The organism is Brachybacterium sp. (genome assembly GCF_036379615.1).
GTDB lineage: Bacteria > Actinomycetota > Actinomycetes > Actinomycetales > Dermabacteraceae > Brachybacterium.
Genome location: NZ_DASVGJ010000008.1, coordinates 62,747 through 81,767, shown reverse-complemented (window position 1 = coordinate 81,767; position 19,021 = coordinate 62,747). Strand labels below are relative to the sequence as shown.

Sequence of the window (19,021 nt, the reverse complement as noted above, 5' to 3'; positions counted from 1 at the left end):
GCGCACGCTCCGCCGCGAGCTTCTTGACCGGCGCGTCGCCGGTCCCGCCTGCAGCGGCGACCTCGCGGCCGGCCAGGGCCGCGGCGCCGACGATGCCGGCCTCGTTGCGCAGCTGTGCCGGGACGATCGGGGTGTTCAGCTCCAGCCGTGGCAGGAACTTCTCGTGCTGCTTGGAGACTCCGCCGCCCACGATGATCAGGTCCGGGCTGAACAGGAACTCCACCAGCGAGAAGTACTTCTGGAGCCGCTTGGACCACTTCTTCCAGGAGAGGTCCTCCTTCTCCCGCACCGAGGAGGCCATGAACTTCTCCGCGGAGTCGCCCTTCAGGGGCAGGTGCCCGAGCTCTGCATTCGGAACCAGCACGCCGTCCACGAACATCGCGCTGCCCACCCCCGTGCCGAGGGTGATGACCAGGACCACGCCCTTCTGGTCCTTGCCGGCGCCGAACTCCATCTCCGCGACGCCTGCCGCGTCGGCATCGTTGACCACGAAGACGTCGTGACCGGTGCGGGCGGTGAGCAGGGCGTCGACGTCGGTCCCGATCCAGGCGTCGTCGACGTTCGCAGCGGTCTTGGCCACGCCCTGCTGGATCACCGCCGGGAAGGTGACGCCCACGGGGATCCCCCGGGGGAGGTCGAAGGAGTCCACGAGATCCCGGACGGTGTCCGCCACCGCATCCGGGGTCGAGGGCTGCGGGGTCGCGATCCGCACACGGTCCGCGGAGAGCCCACCCTCGCGCAGATCGACGGGGGCGCCCTTGATGCCGCTGCCGCCGATATCGATCCCGAATGCCGCTGTGGTCTTCGCCGTGGTCATCGCATCTCCTGGTGGGGTGCCCGAGCGAGCATCCGCCCGGGAGGTCGTCACGCGCAGTCGTGGCGCAGTGCGCTCACGATACCCGCGCGGCGAGAACGGGGGAGCGGCGTTCAGACCACCGTCAGCAGCTCCGGGCCGTCGGCGGTGATCAGCATGGTGTGCTCGAACTGGGCGCTGAAGGAGCGGTCCCGGGAGACCACGGTCCAGCCGTCGTCCCACTGCTCCCATTCCTGGGACCCGAGGGTCACCATCGGCTCGATGGTGAAGGTCATCCCTTCCTCGATCACGTCGTCGAACATCGGTGCGGAGTCGTAGTGGGGGATGATCAGCCCGTTGTGGAACCCCTCGGCGACCCCGTGACCGGTGTAGTCGCGCACGGACTCCAGCCCGTGACGGGCCGCGAACTTCTCGATCACGCGACCGATCACGTTCACCTCGCGTCCGGGACGGGCGACCTTGACGCCCCGCATCATCGCCTCATGCGCCTTCTCCACCAGCTCCTGCGCGCGTGGGTGCACCTCGCCCACCAGGAAGGTCGCATTGCAGTCCCCGTGCACGCCGTGCACGAAGGCGGTGACGTCGACATTGAGGATGTCGCCGCTCTGCATGACGGTGGAGTCCGGGATGCCGTGGCAGATCACCTCGTTCAGACTCGTGCAGCAGGACTTCTCGAACCCGAGGTAGCCGAGCGTGGAGGGGTAGGCGCCGTTCTCCAGCAGCACGCCGTGGACCACCTCGTCGATGTGGTCCGTGGTGACGCCGGGCCGTGCCGCCTCCCCGGCGGCCTGCAGGGCGAGGGCGGCGATCCGCGAGGCCTCGCGAACCCGCGCGATCACGTCGGCGCTCTGGACGTACGGGCCCGTGTCCGAGACAGCCTCGTCCTTGCCCACGTACTCGGGACGCTCGATGCTCGAGGGCACGCTGCGTCGGGGGCCGATCGTGCCGGGCACGAGCTCCTCGCGCCCTTCTGGGCGGGTCCATTCCTGCTCTACAGTCATGCCCACCAGTCTCTCACCGACTTCGAAGGAGACCGACGTGACCGAGGGCACGCAGTTCTACTACAACCTCAGCACCGGCAGCGTGGAGGAGGGGCGGCAGTCCCCGGGCGCGGAGCTGATGGGCCCGTACGCGACGCGGCAGGACGCCGAGCAGGCGCTCAGCACCGCCGCGGCCCGCAACGAGAAATGGGATCAGGACGACGCCGACTGGGAGGAGTGAGCGGGAGCGCCGCGTCACCGGCCCCGCTGCGGAGGGGCGGGCGCGGCGACTGCGCCCCGTGCCTCACTCGAAGGAGTGCTCCGGCCCGGGATAGCTGCGCGCGCCGACCTCGGCGCGGTACTGCTCCGCGGCCTGCTGCAGGTCCGTGCGGAGATCCGCGAAGGCCTTGACGAACCTGCCGTGGAAGCCGGAGAGCCCGGCCATGTCCTGCCACACCAGCACCTGGCCGTCGCATTCCGGGCCCGCACCGATCCCGATCGTGGGCACGTCGAGCGCTGCGGTGACGGCGCGGGCGACCGCGGCGGGGACCAGCTCGAGCACGATGGCCGCCGCGCCGGCGCGCTGCAGCGCGAGCGCGTCGTCGACCAGCTTCTGCGCCGCGGCCTCCTCGCGCCCCTGGACCCGGTGACCCGAGAGCGAGTTGACCGACTGCGGTGTGAACCCGAGGTGACCGAAGACGGGGATGCCCGCCTGGACCAGTGCCTGGACCTGGGCGGCGACCTCGGCGCCGCCCTCGAGCTTCACGACTTCGGCACCGGCGCGCACCAGCTCGACGCCGTGGCGCAGAGCGTCCGTCGGGCCTGCCTCATAGGTGCCGAATGCCAGATCGGCGACCACGAGCGGACGCGACACGCTGCGGGCCACGGCACCGGTGAACGTGAGCATGTCCTGATGCGTGGTCGCGGTGGTGGAGCTGTGGCCGAGCACCGTGGTGCCCACCGAGTCGCCCACCAGCAGCACCTCGACCCCGGCGGCCTCGAAGGCCTGTGCCGCGAACTGGTCGTAGGCCGTGAGCATCGCGAAGGGGCGTCCCTGCGCCTTCGCCTGCTGCAGGTGGCGCAGCCTGATCTTGGCAGGGCCGGCGGCGGGGGAAGGGGTGCCGACGGGGGACTCAGTGCTCACGGGGTGCTCCTGGAGAAGAATGGGACCGATGAACGGGATGGGTTGGCTCTCCAGCCTATCCCCGTCGGTGCGGCCGTCGGCCGTCCCTCCCGACGGAGCCCTCTGGAGCGAGCGTGCACCTCGCGCGGCGCGTTCGTGTCACCCTGGTGCGGTCGCCGCGCCGTGCGACCGGGAGGAGAGTCGACGTGAGGTCGAAGATGCGAACCACTGCCCGCGGGATCTCGCGTGCCGCTGCCGTGGGCGTCGGGGCCGTCGCCCTGGTGCTGAGCACCGCCGCCTGCACCGGCGGTGCTGAGCCGGACGAGTCCACCGGGACCAGCGCCGAGGGGACCGGCGACGGTCAGGATGCCGGGTCAGCATCGAAGAGCACGCCCGCGCCGAGCGACGGCGGGGGCGAGAGCAGCTCGAGCCCCTTCTCCGACGAGGAGCTCGAGCCGGCGTCCCAGCGCTTCGTCGACGTGCTGCAGGTGCTGGACGACAGGGACTGGGAGGCCGCCTGCGCGATGGTGCTCGATCCGAGCACGGGCACCTCCCCGGAGGGTGAGCGTCTTCAGGAGTGTGTGGACGGCGCCGAGCCGGCCCTCGACGCACAGGCCGGCACCCTGCAGCCGGGCATGTTCGACGCAGTGGACACGTCGATGATCGAGGCGAGCGACAACGGGGATGACACCGTCTCGCTGAGCCTGCTCGGGGAGGACCTGGGCATTCCGATGGTGCCTGGAGACGACGGCCGCTGGTACCTCGTCATCCCGTTCTGAGCACGGTCCACGCCACCCCGAGTCCGCTGCACCGACATCGGGTCCGGCTGCATGGGTACCGATCCGGCAACGCCGCGCACCTGGGGAGTTCTCCCCATCTCCTTCCGCTGCGATCCATGGCACTCTGATCCCCACGAGCCCAGGCTGTGCTGGGTGCATCGAGAGGGAGAACGAGAGATGACGTCGATCATGCGCAGGACGGTCCGGGGGGCGGCGGCCGGGGCGGGAGCCCTGGCGATCATCGCGGGCACCGCGGCGTGCGGTGGCCTCCTCGGGGGCGGCGACGTCAGCGACGAGGGCGACGATCCGGCGGTCGAGGAGACCGAGGAGGATCCGGACGCCGGAGCTGAGGGGGACTCCGAGGCATCCGAGGACGATTCCGAGTCCCAGGAGGGCACGGAGACCGGGGAAGGCTCGGAGGCTGAGGAAGGCTCGGAGACCGAGGAGGGCGACGACGCGGCCGGAGACGACGCCGAGGAGTCCGACGCCTCCGAGGGCGGCGAGGACGCGGCATCCGGCGAACCCCTCTCCGAGGAGGATCTGGAGGCTGCCGCCGAGCGCTACTACGAGTTCCTCGAGGCCGCGGCCACCACCGACGGCGAGGCCGCCTGCGGCATGATCGCGCACCCCGCGACCGGGAACCCGCTCGAGGGCAAGGACCTCTCGGACTGCGCCGGGGGCTTCGAGTCCAAGGCCGGAGAGGTGGGACTTGATCCCTCGCTGCTGGACGCCATCGACCCCTCCATGATCGAGGGCGTGGACAACGGCGATGGCACGGCGGGCGCGTCCCTGATGGGCAGCGATGCCGGGGTCACGTTCATCAAGGGCGACGACGGCGCGTGGTACATCGACGGCAGCGACTACATCTGAGCGCTGCTCACAGGGAGCGTCACGGCGGGGAGAGGGGCGAGAGCCTCCGCTTCCCGCCGTGACGCGTCAGGGGCGGGGACGCGGTGCGGCACCGGCGCCCACCGCCTCATGCGGCAAGGAGTGCGACGAGGGCGGCGGACGTCACGCCCACCCGCACGGGTCGGCGGGGAGCTCCGGCTCTCGGGGGCGCCTGCCCTGAGGCACACTGGGCGCATGGGACATCTCCACGACGACGTCATCCGCACGGTCGACGACCGGGACGTGCGCTTCATCCGACTCTGGTTCTGCGACATCGCCGGGACGCTGAAGTCCATCGCGATCTCGCCCTCGGATCTCGAGACCGCGTTCACCGAGGGCATCGGGATCGACGGCTCGACCATCGAGGGCCTCACCCGCAGCTACGAGTCGGACATGATCCTGCGACCGGACCCCGGGACCTTCGAGCTGCTGTCCTGGCGCGGGGAGACCAATGCGACCGGCCGCATGATGTGCGACGTGCTCACCCCGGACGGCGAACCGGCCGCCTCCGACCCTCGACGGGTGCTGCGGGAGGCGCTGGGACGCGCCGAGGAGAAGGGTCTGGAGTTCTACACCCATCCCGAGATCGAGTTCTACCTGTTCGAGGAGCCGTACCGGCAGGGCGATCCGCTGCGCCCGATCGACAGCGCCGGCTACTTCGACCACGTCCACCGCGGGCAGGGGCAGGACTTCCGCCGCACCGCCATCCAGCACCTGGAGGCGATGAACATCCAGGTCGAGTTCTCCCATCATGAGAACGGTCCCGGGCAGAACGAGATCGACCTGCGCTATGCGGATGCGCTCACCACCGCGGACAACATCGTCACCCTCCGGACCGTGGTGAAGGAGGTGGCGCTGTCGATGGGGCAGGTGGCCACCTTCATGCCCAAGCCGATGATCGATCAGCCGGGCTCCGGCATGCACACCCACCTCTCGCTCTTCCAGGGCGGGAAGAATGCCTTCCACGCACCGGGCGGTGAGTACGGCCTCTCGCGGACGGGCAGGCAGTTCATCGCCGGGCTGCTGCGCCACGCCCCCGAGTACAGCGCGGTGACCAACCAGTGGGTGAACTCCTACAAGCGGCTCTGGGGCGCGCAGGAGGCGCCGAGCTACATCTGCTGGGGCCACAACAACCGTTCCGCCCTGGTGCGGGTGCCGTTCCACAAGCCCACCAAGGGCACCAGCTCTCGGGTCGAGTTCCGGGGCCTTGACTCCTCGGCCAATCCCTATCTCGCCTTCTCGGTGCTGCTCGCCGCCGGGATGGCCGGCATCGAGGGGGAGTACGAGTTGCCCGAAGGGGCCGAGGACGCCGTCTGGGAGCTCACCGAGCGGGAGCGCCGGGCGATGGGCATCGAGCCGCTGCCCTCGGACCTCTTCCGCGCGCTCGAGGTCTTCGAGGGGTCAGAGCTGATGGCGAGCACCCTCGGCGAGCAGGTCTTCGAGTTCTTCCTGCGGGACAAGCGGCAGGAATGGCAGCGCTATCGCGAGCAGGTGACCGATCACGAGCTCCGCTCGACCTTCAGCCGAGTCTGAGCGCGCCTCGTCAGCCAGAGGAGAGCCCGTGAGCACCGAACCGTCCACCACCACCGGGGTCCTCGCCCGACTGGGCTTCAGCAGCACCGACCGGGTGCGCCGCTTCCTGTCCGAACCGGCCCTCGACGCGCTCGGCGACGACGCACCCGCAGCGCTGGGCAGGACCGCCGACGGGGACGACGCCGTGCTGGGACTGCTGCGACTGGCCGAGGCCGCACAGGAGGCAGGGCAGCATGCGCTGCTGAAGGAGTTCCTCGAGGGCATCGGGCAGGACGGCACCCCCGGTCACCGGCTGGTCACCCTGCTGGGCACCTCGGTGGCGCTGGGGGACTTCCTGACCCGCCATCCCGAGCTGCTCGGCCTGCTGCGCGAGGGCGATGACGAGCTCTCCGTCCCCGCCGAGGAGGTGCGGCGGAACCTGCTCGAGGCCGTCGGCGCCGACCCCGAGGCCGCGGTGCCGGTGGCCGGGGGCAGCGGTCGTGAGGTGCGCGATGCCCTGCGCATCGCGTATCACGGCCGGCTCACCCAGATCGCTGCGGCCGACGTCTGCTCCGCGGATCCCGCTGAGCTCCAGCCCCGGGTCTCCCAGGCCATCAGCGACCTCGCCGATGGGGCGCTCGAGGCGGCCTCCGCGATCGCTCGGGCCACCGTCGAGGATCACGAGAGGGTGCGCTGGGCCGTCATCGCACTCGGCAAGACGGGTGCCCGCGAGCTCAACTTCATCTCCGACGTCGACGTCATGCACGTCGTCGCTCCCGCCGAGCACCTGGTGGGGGAGGACGGCGAGCTCAGCTCCGAGACCGAGGAGGATGTCTCCACCATCGGTGCGGCGCTGGCCCGCGAGCTCGCCCGCGCCTGCTCCGAAAGGACCGGGGAGGGTTCGCTCTGGCAGGTGGACGCGAATCTGCGGCCGGAGGGGCAGGACGGTCCGCTGGTGCGCACCCTCGCCTCCTACCGTCGCTATTACACCGAGTGGGCGAAGTCCTGGGAGTTCCAGGCGCTGCTGAAGGCGCGCGCCGCGGCCGGCGACCGGGAGCTCGGGGACGGCTTCGAGACGATGGTCGAGCCGTGGGTGTGGCAGGCCTCCACCCGGGAGGGCTTCGTCGAGGACGCCCGGGCGATGCGCCGCCGGGTGGTCGCCCACATCCCCCGTGCCGAGGTGGAGCGCAATCTCAAACTCGGTCCGGGCGGACTGCGGGACGTCGAGTTCACCGTGCAGCTGCTGCAGATGGTGCACGGCAGAGCCGATGAGGGGCTGCAGGGCCGCTCCACCCTCGACTCGCTCGCCCGTCTCGGCGAGGGCGGGTACATCTCCCGCGACCATGTGGCCGAGATGGACGCGGCCTATCGCTTCCTGCGCTGCGTCGAGCACCGCCTCCAGCTGCACCGGCTGCGTCGCACCCAGGTGCTGCCCACCGCGGCCTCGGACCTGCGCCGTCTCGCCCGCAGCGTGCGGCTGAGCCCCGACGAGTTCCACCAGCGGTACCAGCGCACCCGTCGCCGGGTGCGGCAGCTGCATGAGGAGATCTTCTACCGCCCGCTGCTGCTGACCGCCTCCCAGCTGAGCGACGGCCAGATCCGCCTGAGCACGGAGGAGGCCTCGGCCCGCCTGGCCGCGATCGGCTACCGTGACCCCGCTCGCGCGCTCGGCCACATCTCTGCGCTCACCGAGGGCATCTCGCGCCGCGCGAAGATCCAGCGCCAGCTGCTGCCGGCCATGCTGGAATGGTTCGCCGACGGGGTCGACCCGGATCTGGGTCTGCTCGCGTTCCGTCGGCTCTCGGACACCATCGGCTCCGCCCACTGGTACCTGGGCCTGCTGCGGGACTCCGGTCTCGCGGCCAAACGGCTCACCCGGGTGCTGGCCTCCGGCCGGTACGTCGGCGAGCAGCTCGAGCAGATCTCCGAGGGGGTGCGCTGGCTGGCGCGCGACGCCCAGCTGCGGCCCCTCGCCCGCGACGTGCTGGGGCGGGAGTTCCTCGCCGTCATCTCCCGGGTCGACGAGGTGGACGAGGCGCGCGACGTGCTGCGCAGGACCCGCAACCGGGAGCTCCTGCGCATCGCCCTGGCGCACCTGACAGGTGTCGCGAGCCCGGCCGAGGTCGCCCGCGCCCTCACCGACCTGGCCGAGGCGGTGCTCGAGGCCGGGATGCTGGTGGCCCTGCACGTCGTGGCCCGGGAGCGCAAAGTGGTGGGGGAGGACGCCGAGACCCTCGACGGCGAGCCCGAGGTCGATGTGGAGACCGCCCTGCGCCTGCGCGAGAAGCGCTCCGACCCCGCCCGCGCCCTCGGCATCGAGATGGCGATCCTCGCCATGGGCAGCTTCGGCGCCCGCGAGATGGGCTACTCCTCCGACGCCGACGTCCAGTTCATCGTCCTGGACCGGGGCGCCGGGAAGGCGGCCGTGGAGATCGCCGTCGCCGTCGCCACCCAGACGCAGAAGATCCTCAACGCCCCCACCGCCCGTTCGGACATGCGGGTCAGCGCGGACCTCCGCCCCGAGGGGAAGGTGGGCCCGCTGGCGCGGAGCCTGGAGTCCTGGAGCACCTATTACCGGCGGGATGCCGAGGTCTGGGAGAAGCAGGCACTGCTGCGAGCGCGACCGGTGGTCGCCTCCGAGGCGGTCGCCGATCAGCTTCGCGCGGAGATGGACCAGCACCGCTATCCCGACGGCGGCCTGTCCACCTCGAGCCGTCGCGAGATCACCCGGATGAAGGCGCGGGTCGAGTCCGAGCGCCTGCCGCGCAACGCGGACCCGTCCCGTCACGTGAAGCTCGGCCGCGGCGGGATGACGGACGTGGAGTGGACCGCCCAGATCCTCGCCCTCGAGAACGGCCATGAGGTGGAGGGACTGCGCACCCCGCGCACCCTGGAGCAGCTCCAGGCCGCGGCGGAGTCGGACCTGCTCTCTCCGCGGGAGGTCCAGGAGCTCACCGAGGCCTGGACGCTCGGCTGGCAGGTCCGTCGCGGGCTGTTCCTGTGGAAGGGGAAGGAGGGGGATGTGCTGCCCACCGACCGCCATGATCTGCGGGCGCTCGCGATGCTGATCGACGGGGACGACGGGTCCGCCTCCGAGCTGGAGGAGCGCTACCTGCGCGTGACCCGACGCGCACGGAGCATCGCCGAGGAGGTCATCTTCGGTCCGCAGGACTGATCACCGGCTCGCCCGACCCGCGGTGTGATCCTCGGTCCGGCCTCGGCGGGTCCCGGACGGATCCGCCCCGCGGCGCGGCGCCGCGGCGTACCGTGTTCGTCGATCGTCCCGACGCCGTCCCGGCGTCGCCCGCCACCGTGAGGACCCATGACCACGCCCTCCCTCAGCGCCGACACACCGCGCGGCCGCATGTACCGACTCGAGCCCGACGGCCCCCTGATGTACCCCTCGATCACGACGGTCGCAGGCGCGCGCGCGAAGGATTTCCTGCAGGGCTGGTACGCCACCATGGCCTCCAAGCGGGCGCTGGAGATGTACTCCTGGCTGGATCGCAATCCCCAGCGCGCCGCCGCCGAGATCTCCCGCGTCACCCGGGACCGCTGGGGCACCCAGAAGCGCATCGCCGCCGCCGCACCGGAGTACACCCGGATCGCCTCCGACTTCGGCACCCTCGTGCATGCGCTCTGCGAGGAGTGGGGGACCAGCGGCACCCGCCCCGGGCCCGATGCGATCAGCGGCGTCGCCGAGCAGATGCGCACCGAGCAGGGTGCCTTCGCCGCCGAGAAGGATGCACAGGCGCTGCAGGATCGGGTGGCGGTGCGCCTGGACGGCTACGCCCGCTTCCTCGACGACTTCCAGCCCGAGTTCCTCGAGGTCGAGCAGACCGTCGTGAACCACACCGTCGGCTACGCCGGCACCACCGATGCGATCGTGAAGATCGGCAACACGGTGCTCAGCGCAGATATCAAGACCTCGAAGAAGGTGCGCGGCGACTACGCCCTGCAGGGGGTCGCCGTCTGCCGTGCCGAGCTGCTGCTCGACAACGACGGCACCACGCGTGAGATGCCGGACCTGACCGGGGCCTTCGTCATCCACCTCCCCGAGGCCGGCGGCTACCAGGCGGTGCCCCTGCGCACCGGGGACGCCGAGTTCGAGGTGTTCCGCGCGCTGCGCGCGAGCTGGTCCTTCGAGCCCGACGAGTGCGCCCTGGAGCCGGCCACGGGTCCCAAGGATCTGCTGCTCTCCCTGCTGCGGAGCAAGGGCGGGATGGACGCCCTGGGCTGATCGGCCCGGGCCGTGCCGGGCCAGCCCTCACGGCCCCCCCCCGCGTCCCGGTCGGGCTCGCCCCTTGCGCAGGCGTTGAACGCGTGTATAGCCTGTTGAACACACGTTCAGCTCGGGGTCGTGCAGAGTCGGCCCCGCGTGACCTTCCCGACCGCGAGGGGCGCCATGGAACCGACTCCACCCGCCGAGGAGCGCATCCTCCGCGCTGCGCTGACCCGCTTCGCCGTCGACGGCCTCGGCGCTCCGCTGCGTGCCGTCGCTCAGGATGCCGGGGTCAGTGCGGGCCTGATCATCCACCACTACGGCTCGCGGGAGAAGCTGCTCGAGGCCTGTGATCGTCGGGTGCTGGAGGTGACCCGGGAGAGCAAGATCGACGTGATGTCCGGCGGGTCCGGAACGATGCTCGCCCAGCTCGCCGAGATCGAGCGCTACGCCCCCGTCATCGGATATGTGCTGCGCCGTCTCCAGGCCGGGGGGTCGCTCGCCCGTCAGCTCGTCGACGACTTCGCCGCCGATGCCCTGGTCTATCTCGAGGAGGGGACGGCGGCCGGGCTCCTCAATCCGAGCCGGGATCCCGAGGCACGTGCGCGAGCGCTGACCCAGATGGCTCTCGGTTCCCTGCTGCTCCAGCTGCCTGCCCAGCGTGAGCCCCTCGATCTCACGGAGCTGCCCGCCTGGCTCCGCTCCTATTCCGAAGCGCTCTTCGCGCCTCTGCTGGAGATCTACTCCGTCCCGCTGCTGACCGACACCTCCATGCTCGACGCCTATCTGGCCGCAGCATCCGAGGGTGATTCCGCCGCACCCACCACCGAAGGGGCGCCGTCATGACCGCCACCGACACCACCGCCGGCTCCGCCTCCACCACATCCGACGCCGCCGTCGTCGTCCGGGGACTCACCAAGACCTTCGGCGTCACCCGTGCCCTGGATGACTTCGACCTCACGGTTCCGCGCGGCCAGGTCACCGGCTTCCTCGGACCGAACGGCGCCGGCAAGTCCACCACCATCCGCGTGCTGCTGGGCCTGCTGCGGGCCACCTCCGGCACTGCGGAGGTGCTCGGCAGGGACCCCTGGAGCCATGCCGTGGAGATCCACCGCCACCTCGCCTACGTCCCCGGGGACACGAACCTGTGGCCGCAGCTCACCGGTGGCGAGGCGCTCGACGTGCTGACCCGAGGGGAGAGGGGCGCCGCCCACGAGCGCCGTCGCGACGAGCTGATCGAGCGCTTCGAGCTGGACCCCACCAAACGCGCCCGCACCTACTCCAAGGGAAACCGCCAGAAGGTCTCCCTGATCGCCGCGCTCTCCCGGGACGTGGACCTCTACATCATGGACGAGCCCACCTCGGGCCTGGACCCGCTGATGGAGGCGATCTTCACCGACGAGGTCAGCCGGCTGCGGGCCGACGGGCGGACCGTGCTGCTGTCCAGCCACATCCTCGCCGAGGTCGAGAAGCTCTGCGACACGGTGACGATCATCCGCGCCGGCAAGGATGTCGAATCCGGGACCCTCGCCCAGCTGCGCCACCTCACCCGGTCCACCGTCGCCGCGACCACCGACGCGGACCCCACGCGCCTGGCGGCGATGGACGGCGTCCACGACCTCGAGGTCGACGGCGGGCGGCTCCGCTTCGACATCGACGACGCCGCGGTGCACGAGATCCTGCCCATGCTCACCCAGATGGACGTGACGGGGCTGACCATCACCCCGCCCTCGCTCGAGGATCTCTTCCTGCGGCACTACGGCGACGATCTGACCGCCGCTCCCTCGCAGGAGGAGTCATGAGCACCGTGCCCGCCACCCTCCCCCGCCCCGCTGCACAGCACTCCCACCGGCGTGAGCCCGGCGCGGCCTCGCCGCTGACAGGGCTGGGTTCGCTGATCCGGCTCTTCGGGAGGATGTCGCGCCGCCAGATCATCCTCTGGACCCTCGCGATGCTGGGGCTCGTGCCCGCCTCGATCCTCGCGATGGAGGAGGCCTATCCGGATCAGGAAGCCCTCGACGCTCGGGCGATGCTGCTGGACAACCCCTCGGCCGTGATGATGACCGGGCCCTACTTCGCGAGCGACCACTACACCTTCTGGGCGATGGTCGCCAACGAGCTGCTGCTGTACATCCTGATCGCGGGCGCGATCATGAGTGTCCTGCTGACCATCCGGCACACCCGTGGCGAGGAGGAGGCGGGACGGCTGGAGATGACCCGGGCCCTGGCCACCGGACGACTCGCCCCGGCCGCCGCGGCGCTCGTGATCGTCGCGATCGCGAACCTCGCCGTGGGCGCGGCGGTCACCGTCGGAGCTGTCGTGACCGGGGGAGAGATCGCGGACTCGCTCGCGCTCGGCGGCGCGACTGCGCTCACCGGTCTCGTGTTCGCCGCGATCGCCATGGTCACCGCGCAGCTCACCGAGCACGCGGGCACGGCCTCCGGCGCGGCGCTGGGCGTGCTCGCCCTCTCCTTCATGGTGCGCGGCATCGGTGACGTCCTGGACCGGCAGGGGTCCTGGCTGTCCTGGTTCTCGCCGCTCGCCTGGGCGCAACAGGCCCGCGTGTACGTGGATCTGCGCTGGTGGCCGCTGCTGGTCTCCCTGGTCGTGGTCCTCGTCCTGCTGGCCCTGGCCGGGATCCTGTCACGCCGCCGGGACGTGGGCGCCGGGCTGTGGGCCGCCTCCGCCGGAAGGCCCGGTGCGTCGGCCGCGCTGCTCGCCCCGGGCGGGCTGGCGCGGCGACTGCTCAGCCCGTCGATGATCGCCTGGGGGATCGGGCTGTTCCTCTTCGCCGTCGCCTTCGGTGCGCTCGCCTCCTCCCTCACCGATTTCGTGGAGGACATGCCGACCATCGGCGACTGGGCGCCGATCTCGATGGACGACCTCACCGGCTCGTTCGCGGCCTTCGTGATGATGATGCTCTCCGTCGGCCCCGCAGCGCTGATCGTCTCCGGGGTGCTCCGCCTGCACACCGAGGAGATCGCCGGACGAGCGGCCGGGGTGCTGCTGGCCGGCACCTCCCGGATCGCCCTGGCGGCGGTGTGGTTCCTCATGGCGCTGGTCCAGGTCACGCTGATGCAGGTGCTGCTCGGCGTCGGGGTGGGCCTCGGCGTGTGGTCCGCGACCGAGGAGCTGGCCTGGATCGGCGACATGACGCTCGCCGCCCTCACATACCTGCCCGCCATCGCCCTGCACGGAGCGATCGCACTGCTGCTGTACGGGATCAGCCACCGTCTCGCGAGGACGGCCTGGCTGCTCGTGATCTACTCGGCGCTGGTCACGTTCCTCGGCGGCCTGCTGGGCCTGCCGGACTGGGCGACACGCCTCTCACCTCTGCAGCACGTGTCCCTGTATCCCTCCGAGGAGCTCGACGGCGCCCCACTGCTGGTGATCGGCATCGTCGCGGTGGCGGCCGTGGGCGTGGGCCTCGTCGCGCTGCGTCGCCGGGACCTCGCGGCGGGGTAGCGGCCGACACGTCGAGGGAGGAGACTGCCCGGAAGCAGACACAGGACCCCGCGGCACCGGCTTCGGGGCCGACGAGAGGCGGACCCGATGGCGACGTACCTGATCTCCTTCCCCAGCACTGCGATGAGGGTCCAGGAGCTGGATATGCAGCAGGTGGCCGACGATTCCCACGCTGTGGTGCGCGAGGCCAGGGCCGCCGGCGTGTGGGTGTTCGGCGGCGGGATCGACGGCAGCGTCCCGCCGGTGATGATCGATGGCACCGGCACCGTGCTCGAGAGCACCTATGCCGAGACCCGCCACCTCGACGGCGGCTTCGCCGTGCTCGAGCTCGACACCCGCGAAGAGGCGCTGGAGTGGGCCCGGAAGCTCGCCGTCGCCTGCCGTTGCGCTCAGGAGGTGCGGGTGTTCGGGGACGATCCCGAGAGCTGAGGAACGGGCGCCGGGCCGCTGCGGGGACGTATCCCGGGGCCGATCCTGCCCGGTGCATGTGCAGGGCGGTCCTCGGCCGCTAGGATCCCCGGACAATGGATGCCTCGTCTCCGTCGACGCCCGGCGAGCCCCTCCGGCACCAGGGATTCCGCGTCTTCTGGTCGACCGGCACCCTGACGTTCCTCGGGGCCTCGGTGACCATGGTCGCCGCCGACGCGTTGATCATCACCGAGCTCGAGGCCACCGAGTCCCAGGTGGGCCTGGTGCGAGCGGTCCAGTTCCTGCCCTACCCGCTGATCGGTCTGCTCGTCGGCGCGCTGGTGGACCGGTGGCGGAAGAAGCCGACGCTGATCTGGTCCACCCTCGGCAGCGGCCTCGCTCTCGCCCTGATCCCTCTGCTCGGCTGGGCCGGGCATCTGTCGCTGCTCATGGTCGCCGCGGCACTGTTCCTCGCCAGCGGCCTGGGGGTCTTCACAGTTGCCGCTCAGCAGTCGATCCTTCCGGACCTCGTCCGCCGCGAGGAGCTCGTGATCGCCAATGCGAGGCTCGGGCAGTCGATGACCGTGGCGCAGACCTCCGGCCCGCCGCTGGGCGGCGCCCTCGTCGGCCTGATCGGCGGCTCATCCAGCATCCTGGCCGGGGGAGTCTCGAACCTGGTCGCCGCTGCCTTCCTCCTGCGCGTTCGTGTCTCCGAGCCGCCGCGACGCCGGGTCGGCGGCAGCATCTGGAGCGATGTCGCCGTCGGGGTCAGGTACGTCTATCGTCACCGGACCCTGGCCCCGCTCGCCGTGTCCACGCATCTGTGGTTCCTGGCCAACAGCGCCGCGGTCACCGTGTTCGCGCTGTTCGCCCTGCGCGAGCTGGGTCTGTCAGCACTCCTCTACGGGTTCGCCCTGGCAATGGCGGGGATCGCCGGGCTGGGCGGGGCTTTCGCCGCACCCTGGATCGGGCGGCGCCTGGGGGAGGGCAATGCTGTGATCCTCGCCCGGATGCTGTGCGCACCGGCCTGGATCATCGTGGTCCTGGCCCCTGGTTCCGCCGGCGAGGCCTTCCTGGCCCTGTGCGCAGGGCAGGCGATCCACGGCTTCTCGATGGGACTGGACGACCCCAATGAAGGCGGGTACCGCCAAGCCGTCACCCCGCGACAGCTGCTGGGCAGGATGAGCACGACCATGCGTACGGTCAACCGCACCATGGCCGTGCTCGGGGCCCTGCTCGGCGGCGTGATCGCCGGTGCGCTGGGGTACACCGCCGCCCTGTGGGGCATCATCACGGTCTTCGTCCTCGCCGCCGTGCTCCTGGCCCTCTCGCCGTTCCGCGGCGCACGGGCCTGAGCACACGTCGGGCGCGCGTCTCCCGGGGCGGGCGCACACCGCTGGCGCCGGCGTGACGGGCGACAGGAGGTGCGGGTGTTCGGGACTCCCGGGCTTGGACAACCGCTGCACGGCGTGAGCATAGGGACAGACCATGGGCGCTGTACTGCGCTGTGCAGCCACCAGTTCGTGCCCGGGGGTGACGACGGAGACGGAGGGGCCCGCACGCTCCGACGACGGCGATGCGTCGGTGGAGAGTGCGGGCCCCTCGGCGGCCTTCACGGGGTGGGTGCGCGCCCCACCCGCCTGAATCGCTCAGATGTCGTAGTAGAGCTCGAACTCGTGCGGGTGCGGGCGGTAGCGGAACGGGTCGATCTCCGTGGTGCGCTTCAGCTCGATCCAGGTCGAGATGAGGTCCTCGGGGAAGACGTCGCCCTCGGTGAGGAAGTCGTGATCCGCCTCGAGGGCGTCCAGCGCGGCGCCGAGGGACTCCGGCAGCTGCTTGATCTGCTTGTGCTCCTCCGGGGGCAGCTCGTACAGGTCCTTGTCGATCGGCTCGGGCGGCTCGATGCGGTTGCGGATGCCGTCGATGCCGGCCATCAGCTGCGCGGCGAAGGCCAGGTACGGGTTGGCCGAGGGATCTGGTGCGCGGAACTCGACACGCTTCGCCTTCGCGGAGGAGCCGGTGACCGGGATGCGGATCGCAGCCGAGCGGTTTCGGGCCGAGTAGACCATGTTCACCGGGGCCTCGAAGCCGGGCACGAGGCGCTTGAAGGAGTTCACCGTGGGGTTGGTGAACGCGGTGAGCGAGGGGGAGTGCTCGATGATGCCGCCGATGTACCAGCGTGCGATGTCGGAGAGGCCGCCGTAGCCGCGCTCGTCGAAGAACAGCGGCTCGCCGTCCTTCCACAGCGACTGGTGGGTGTGCATGCCCGAGCCGTTGTCGCCGAACAGGGGCTTCGGCATGAAGGTCGCGGTCTTGCCGGCGTCCCACACGCAGTTCTTCACGACGTACTTGAACTTCATGACGTCGTCCGCAGCCTGCAGCAGGGTGTTGAAGCGGTAGTTGATCTCCTGCTGACCCGCGGTGCCGACCTCGTGGTGGGCACGCTCCACCTGCAGGCCGGTCTCCTCCAGCACGGCGCAGATCTCATCGCGCAGATCCGCCATCTGGTCATTGGGCGGGACCGGGAAGTAGCCGCCCTTCAGGCGCGTCTTGTAGCCCTTGTTGCCGCCGAACTCGGACTCGTCGCGGTCGGTGTTCCAGACCGCCTCGTCGGAATCGATGCTGTAGAAGCCGGAGTTCACCGTGGTCTTGAAGCGCACATCGTCGAAGATGTAGAACTCGGCCTCCGCGGCGAAGAGGGCGGTGTCCGCGATGCCGGTGGACTTCAGGTACTCCTCGGCCTTCTGCGCGACGGTGCGCGGGTCCCGGGAGTAGGGCTCGTCCGTGAACGGGTCCACGATCGAGAAGTTCACGATGAGGGTCTTGCGCTCCCGGAACGGATCCAGGTATGCGGTCTCCAGATCCGGGACGAGCTTCATGTCGGATTCGTGGATCGCCTGGAATCCACGGATCGACGATCCGTCGAAGAGCTGACCGGTCTCGATCGCCTCTTCGTCGAAGGTGCTCGCGGGGATGTTGAAGTGCTGCATCACGCCGGGAAGATCGCAGAACCGGATGTCGATGAACTCGACGCCCTCTTCCTCGATGTACTTCACGACCTCGCTGGGACTGTTGAACACATCTCCTCCATCCGCGCCCTACGGCGCGTGTTGTCCTGACTGGCCCCGAGGGGAATCACCTGACGAGCTCCTCTGACCCGCGCAGGGCCCGCACTCGGGTGCACCCCAGCTTAGGCGCTGTGGCGCATGGCATTCCCGGAACCCCTCGGACGTCCAGGTCCAGGAACTATGGTGCTGGGCGTGATCGAACGCAAGGACCTCGGCTCCTGGATGGACGGCGCCCCGTCCGACGAGGGCTACGTCAAGGGCTCCTCCCTCGGCCTGCCCCCGGAGGGCAACGGCTCCGTCGCACCCTTCTGGCGCAGGCCGCTGTCGCTGGTGATCGACTGGGGGCTGTGCATGCTCATCTCCGCCCTGGTGTTCGCCGGCGATCCGCTGGCGAACCTGCTCCTGTTCGTCGCAGCGAATCTGCTGTTCCTGAGCCTTTTCGGTGCGACGCCGGGGCAGTTCGTGCTGAGGCTGCGCGTGCTGCCGGTGGCCGGTCGCTCCCCGATGATCCTGCGTGCTCTGGTGCGCACCGCGCTGATGCTCCTGCTGCTGCCCGCCGTGGTCTGGAACCGGGACTCGCAGCCGCTGCACGACGTGGTCGCGGGCACCGCGGTCGTCACCGCCTGACGGTCTCTCCCGCCGCACCTTCGGGCTCGACGACGAGCTGCAGGGAGGCCGCGGCATCGGCCCATGGCCCTTTCTCTTGAACCGCTCTGACCTGCATCGATGTCGAATGTTACGAAACGATGACGAAGGTCACGGACTGGTAACGGCCGCAGCGGCCGAGAGGAACGGGTCCTCGACCTGCGTCATGGCGGGGATCGTCCCGGGCGCCGTCAGGCGGCGTGGAGGCTCCGCCCCGATGCGGTCGAGCGGACCGGAGGGGGTTCGCCCGCCACGGAGGGGCCCGCCCGCCCCGGAGGTTCCGTGATGCACGCAGCCCCCTCCCGATCCTGCGGGAGGGGGCTGCGGTGAGGATCCGAGGTCGCTCAGCGGCCGCGCATGGCCTTGCGGTTCGGCCGTGCACGCATCGGATCGACACCCTTGGGGATCGACTGACGCAGCGAACGGCGCAGCGCGCTGAGACGCTTGGTGACCTGCGCCGCCTCGTTCTTCGTCAGCTGCTTCTTCATGCGCTGCATGTGGCTGGGCAGCTTGTGCAGCGGCACCTCGCCGTCGCCGTCGCCCACCACGATCTGATGGACCGGGACGTTGTCGTGCTGGAGCACGCGTCGGATGCTGCGCCGTTCCTTCTCCAGCAGCTTCATGGAGATGGCGGAGGAGTCCTCGGCCACCACGGCGATGCCGGCCCGGCCGGAGGCGCGGAAGAGCATCTTCTGGCTGCGGGGATCGATCTGCACAGGCTCGTCGTCCACGTTCCATCCTCGACGGATGGACTGCATCGCGGCGAGAGCGGCGCCGGGCTGGCCCTTGATCCGGCCGAATGCCGCACGCTCGGCCTTGCGGGCCAGGATCATCATCGCGATCAGCACGCCGATCGCGAGTCCCATGAAGATGCCGTACCAGGGGCTGTTGAAGATCAGGAGGGTCAGCAGCACACCGACGATGACCGAGCCGACGAGGGCGGCCAGCATCAGCGGGAGGGTCGAGCGGTCGACCTCCTGGGTGTACTTGTACACCTCGATGATCTGCTTGATCCGACCCTGCTTCGGAGTGCCGTCAGGGTTCAGCTTCTGCTTCTTCTTCGAGCCCTTTTCGGGCGTGGTCTCGGACGTGCGAGCCATGTGGGGTGGGGTCCTC

At 70.4% G+C, this 19,021-nt stretch carries 16 protein-coding genes and 1 pseudogene; 12 read left to right on the top strand and 5 right to left on the bottom strand.

Annotation, left to right across the window (positions count from 1 at the left end):
- Positions 1-64: 64 nt before the first annotated feature.
- Positions 65-817 (bottom strand): annotated as a pseudogene (ppgK, locus tag VF289_RS01890) (polyphosphate--glucose phosphotransferase); the annotation flags it as partial.
- Positions 818-927: 110 nt separating this feature from the next.
- Positions 928-1,815 (bottom strand): type I methionyl aminopeptidase, encoded by an 888-nt coding sequence (gene map, locus VF289_RS01885; protein WP_330880529.1) that lies wholly within the window; start codon positions 1,813-1,815, stop codon positions 928-930.
- Between the two features lie 37 nt (positions 1,816-1,852).
- Between map and VF289_RS01880 the strand changes: the two genes are divergently transcribed.
- Complete coding sequence (locus VF289_RS01880) at positions 1,853-2,035, top strand: SPOR domain-containing protein (RefSeq protein WP_330880527.1); 183 nt, start codon at positions 1,853-1,855, stop codon at positions 2,033-2,035.
- A gap of 63 nt (positions 2,036-2,098) precedes the next feature.
- Here VF289_RS01880 and panB read toward each other — a convergent pair whose 3' ends face one another.
- On the bottom strand, positions 2,099-2,938 hold the full coding sequence (panB, locus tag VF289_RS01875; RefSeq protein WP_330880525.1) for a 3-methyl-2-oxobutanoate hydroxymethyltransferase: 840 nt from the start codon (positions 2,936-2,938) through the stop codon (positions 2,099-2,101).
- A gap of 197 nt (positions 2,939-3,135) precedes the next feature.
- Between panB and VF289_RS01870 the strand changes: the two genes are divergently transcribed.
- From VF289_RS01870 to VF289_RS01825, 10 genes are all read left to right on the top strand, one after another.
- Positions 3,136-3,696 (top strand): hypothetical protein, encoded by a 561-nt coding sequence (locus VF289_RS01870; protein WP_330880523.1) that lies wholly within the window; start codon positions 3,136-3,138, stop codon positions 3,694-3,696.
- A gap of 177 nt (positions 3,697-3,873) precedes the next feature.
- On the top strand, positions 3,874-4,566 hold the full coding sequence (locus VF289_RS01865; RefSeq protein WP_330880521.1) for a hypothetical protein: 693 nt from the start codon (positions 3,874-3,876) through the stop codon (positions 4,564-4,566).
- A 213-nt stretch (positions 4,567-4,779) separates the two neighbouring features.
- Positions 4,780-6,117, top strand: coding sequence for a glutamine synthetase family protein (locus tag VF289_RS01860; RefSeq protein ID WP_330880519.1), 1,338 nt, complete (start codon positions 4,780-4,782; stop codon positions 6,115-6,117).
- A gap of 28 nt (positions 6,118-6,145) precedes the next feature.
- Entirely contained in the window at positions 6,146-9,271 is a 3,126-nt protein-coding gene (locus VF289_RS01855) for a bifunctional [glutamine synthetase] adenylyltransferase/[glutamine synthetase]-adenylyl-L-tyrosine phosphorylase (RefSeq protein WP_330880517.1), read from the top strand.
- A gap of 147 nt (positions 9,272-9,418) precedes the next feature.
- Positions 9,419-10,336: a PD-(D/E)XK nuclease family protein gene (locus VF289_RS01850; RefSeq protein ID WP_330880515.1), complete on the top strand. Its 918-nt coding sequence runs from the start codon at positions 9,419-9,421 to the stop codon at positions 10,334-10,336.
- A gap of 165 nt (positions 10,337-10,501) precedes the next feature.
- A complete protein-coding gene (locus tag VF289_RS01845; RefSeq protein ID WP_330880513.1) occupies positions 10,502-11,164 on the top strand; it encodes a TetR/AcrR family transcriptional regulator in 663 nt (220 codons plus the stop codon).
- Positions 11,161-12,120, top strand: a complete 960-nt coding sequence (locus VF289_RS01840; protein ID WP_330880511.1) for an ABC transporter ATP-binding protein — start codon at positions 11,161-11,163, stop codon at positions 12,118-12,120. The genes VF289_RS01845 and VF289_RS01840 overlap by 4 nt, the downstream gene beginning before the upstream one ends.
- Positions 12,117-13,784: a polyketide antibiotic transporter gene (locus VF289_RS01835; protein ID WP_330880509.1), complete on the top strand. Its 1,668-nt coding sequence runs from the start codon at positions 12,117-12,119 to the stop codon at positions 13,782-13,784. Before VF289_RS01840 ends, VF289_RS01835 begins: the two co-directional genes overlap by 4 nt.
- Before the next feature lie 87 nt (positions 13,785-13,871).
- Complete coding sequence (locus VF289_RS01830; protein WP_330880508.1) at positions 13,872-14,213, top strand: YciI family protein; 342 nt, start codon at positions 13,872-13,874, stop codon at positions 14,211-14,213.
- Positions 14,214-14,308: 95 nt separating this feature from the next.
- Positions 14,309-15,547, top strand: a complete 1,239-nt coding sequence (locus tag VF289_RS01825) for an MFS transporter (RefSeq protein WP_330880506.1) — start codon at positions 14,309-14,311, stop codon at positions 15,545-15,547.
- A gap of 294 nt (positions 15,548-15,841) precedes the next feature.
- Here the strand turns inward: VF289_RS01825 and glnA are convergent, their stop codons facing one another.
- Positions 15,842-17,272 (bottom strand): type I glutamate--ammonia ligase, encoded by a 1,431-nt coding sequence (gene glnA, locus VF289_RS01820; protein WP_330880504.1) that lies wholly within the window; start codon positions 17,270-17,272, stop codon positions 15,842-15,844.
- Between the two features lie 180 nt (positions 17,273-17,452).
- Between glnA and VF289_RS01815 the strand changes: the two genes are divergently transcribed.
- A complete protein-coding gene (locus tag VF289_RS01815; protein WP_330880502.1) occupies positions 17,453-17,887 on the top strand; it encodes an RDD family protein in 435 nt (144 codons plus the stop codon).
- A gap of 362 nt (positions 17,888-18,249) precedes the next feature.
- Here VF289_RS01815 and VF289_RS01810 read toward each other — a convergent pair whose 3' ends face one another.
- Positions 18,250-19,005 carry a DUF4191 domain-containing protein gene (locus VF289_RS01810; protein WP_330880500.1) on the bottom strand — a complete coding sequence of 252 codons (756 nt, stop codon included), beginning with the start codon at positions 19,003-19,005 and terminating at the stop codon, positions 18,250-18,252.
- Between the last annotated feature and the right edge of the window lie 16 nt (positions 19,006-19,021).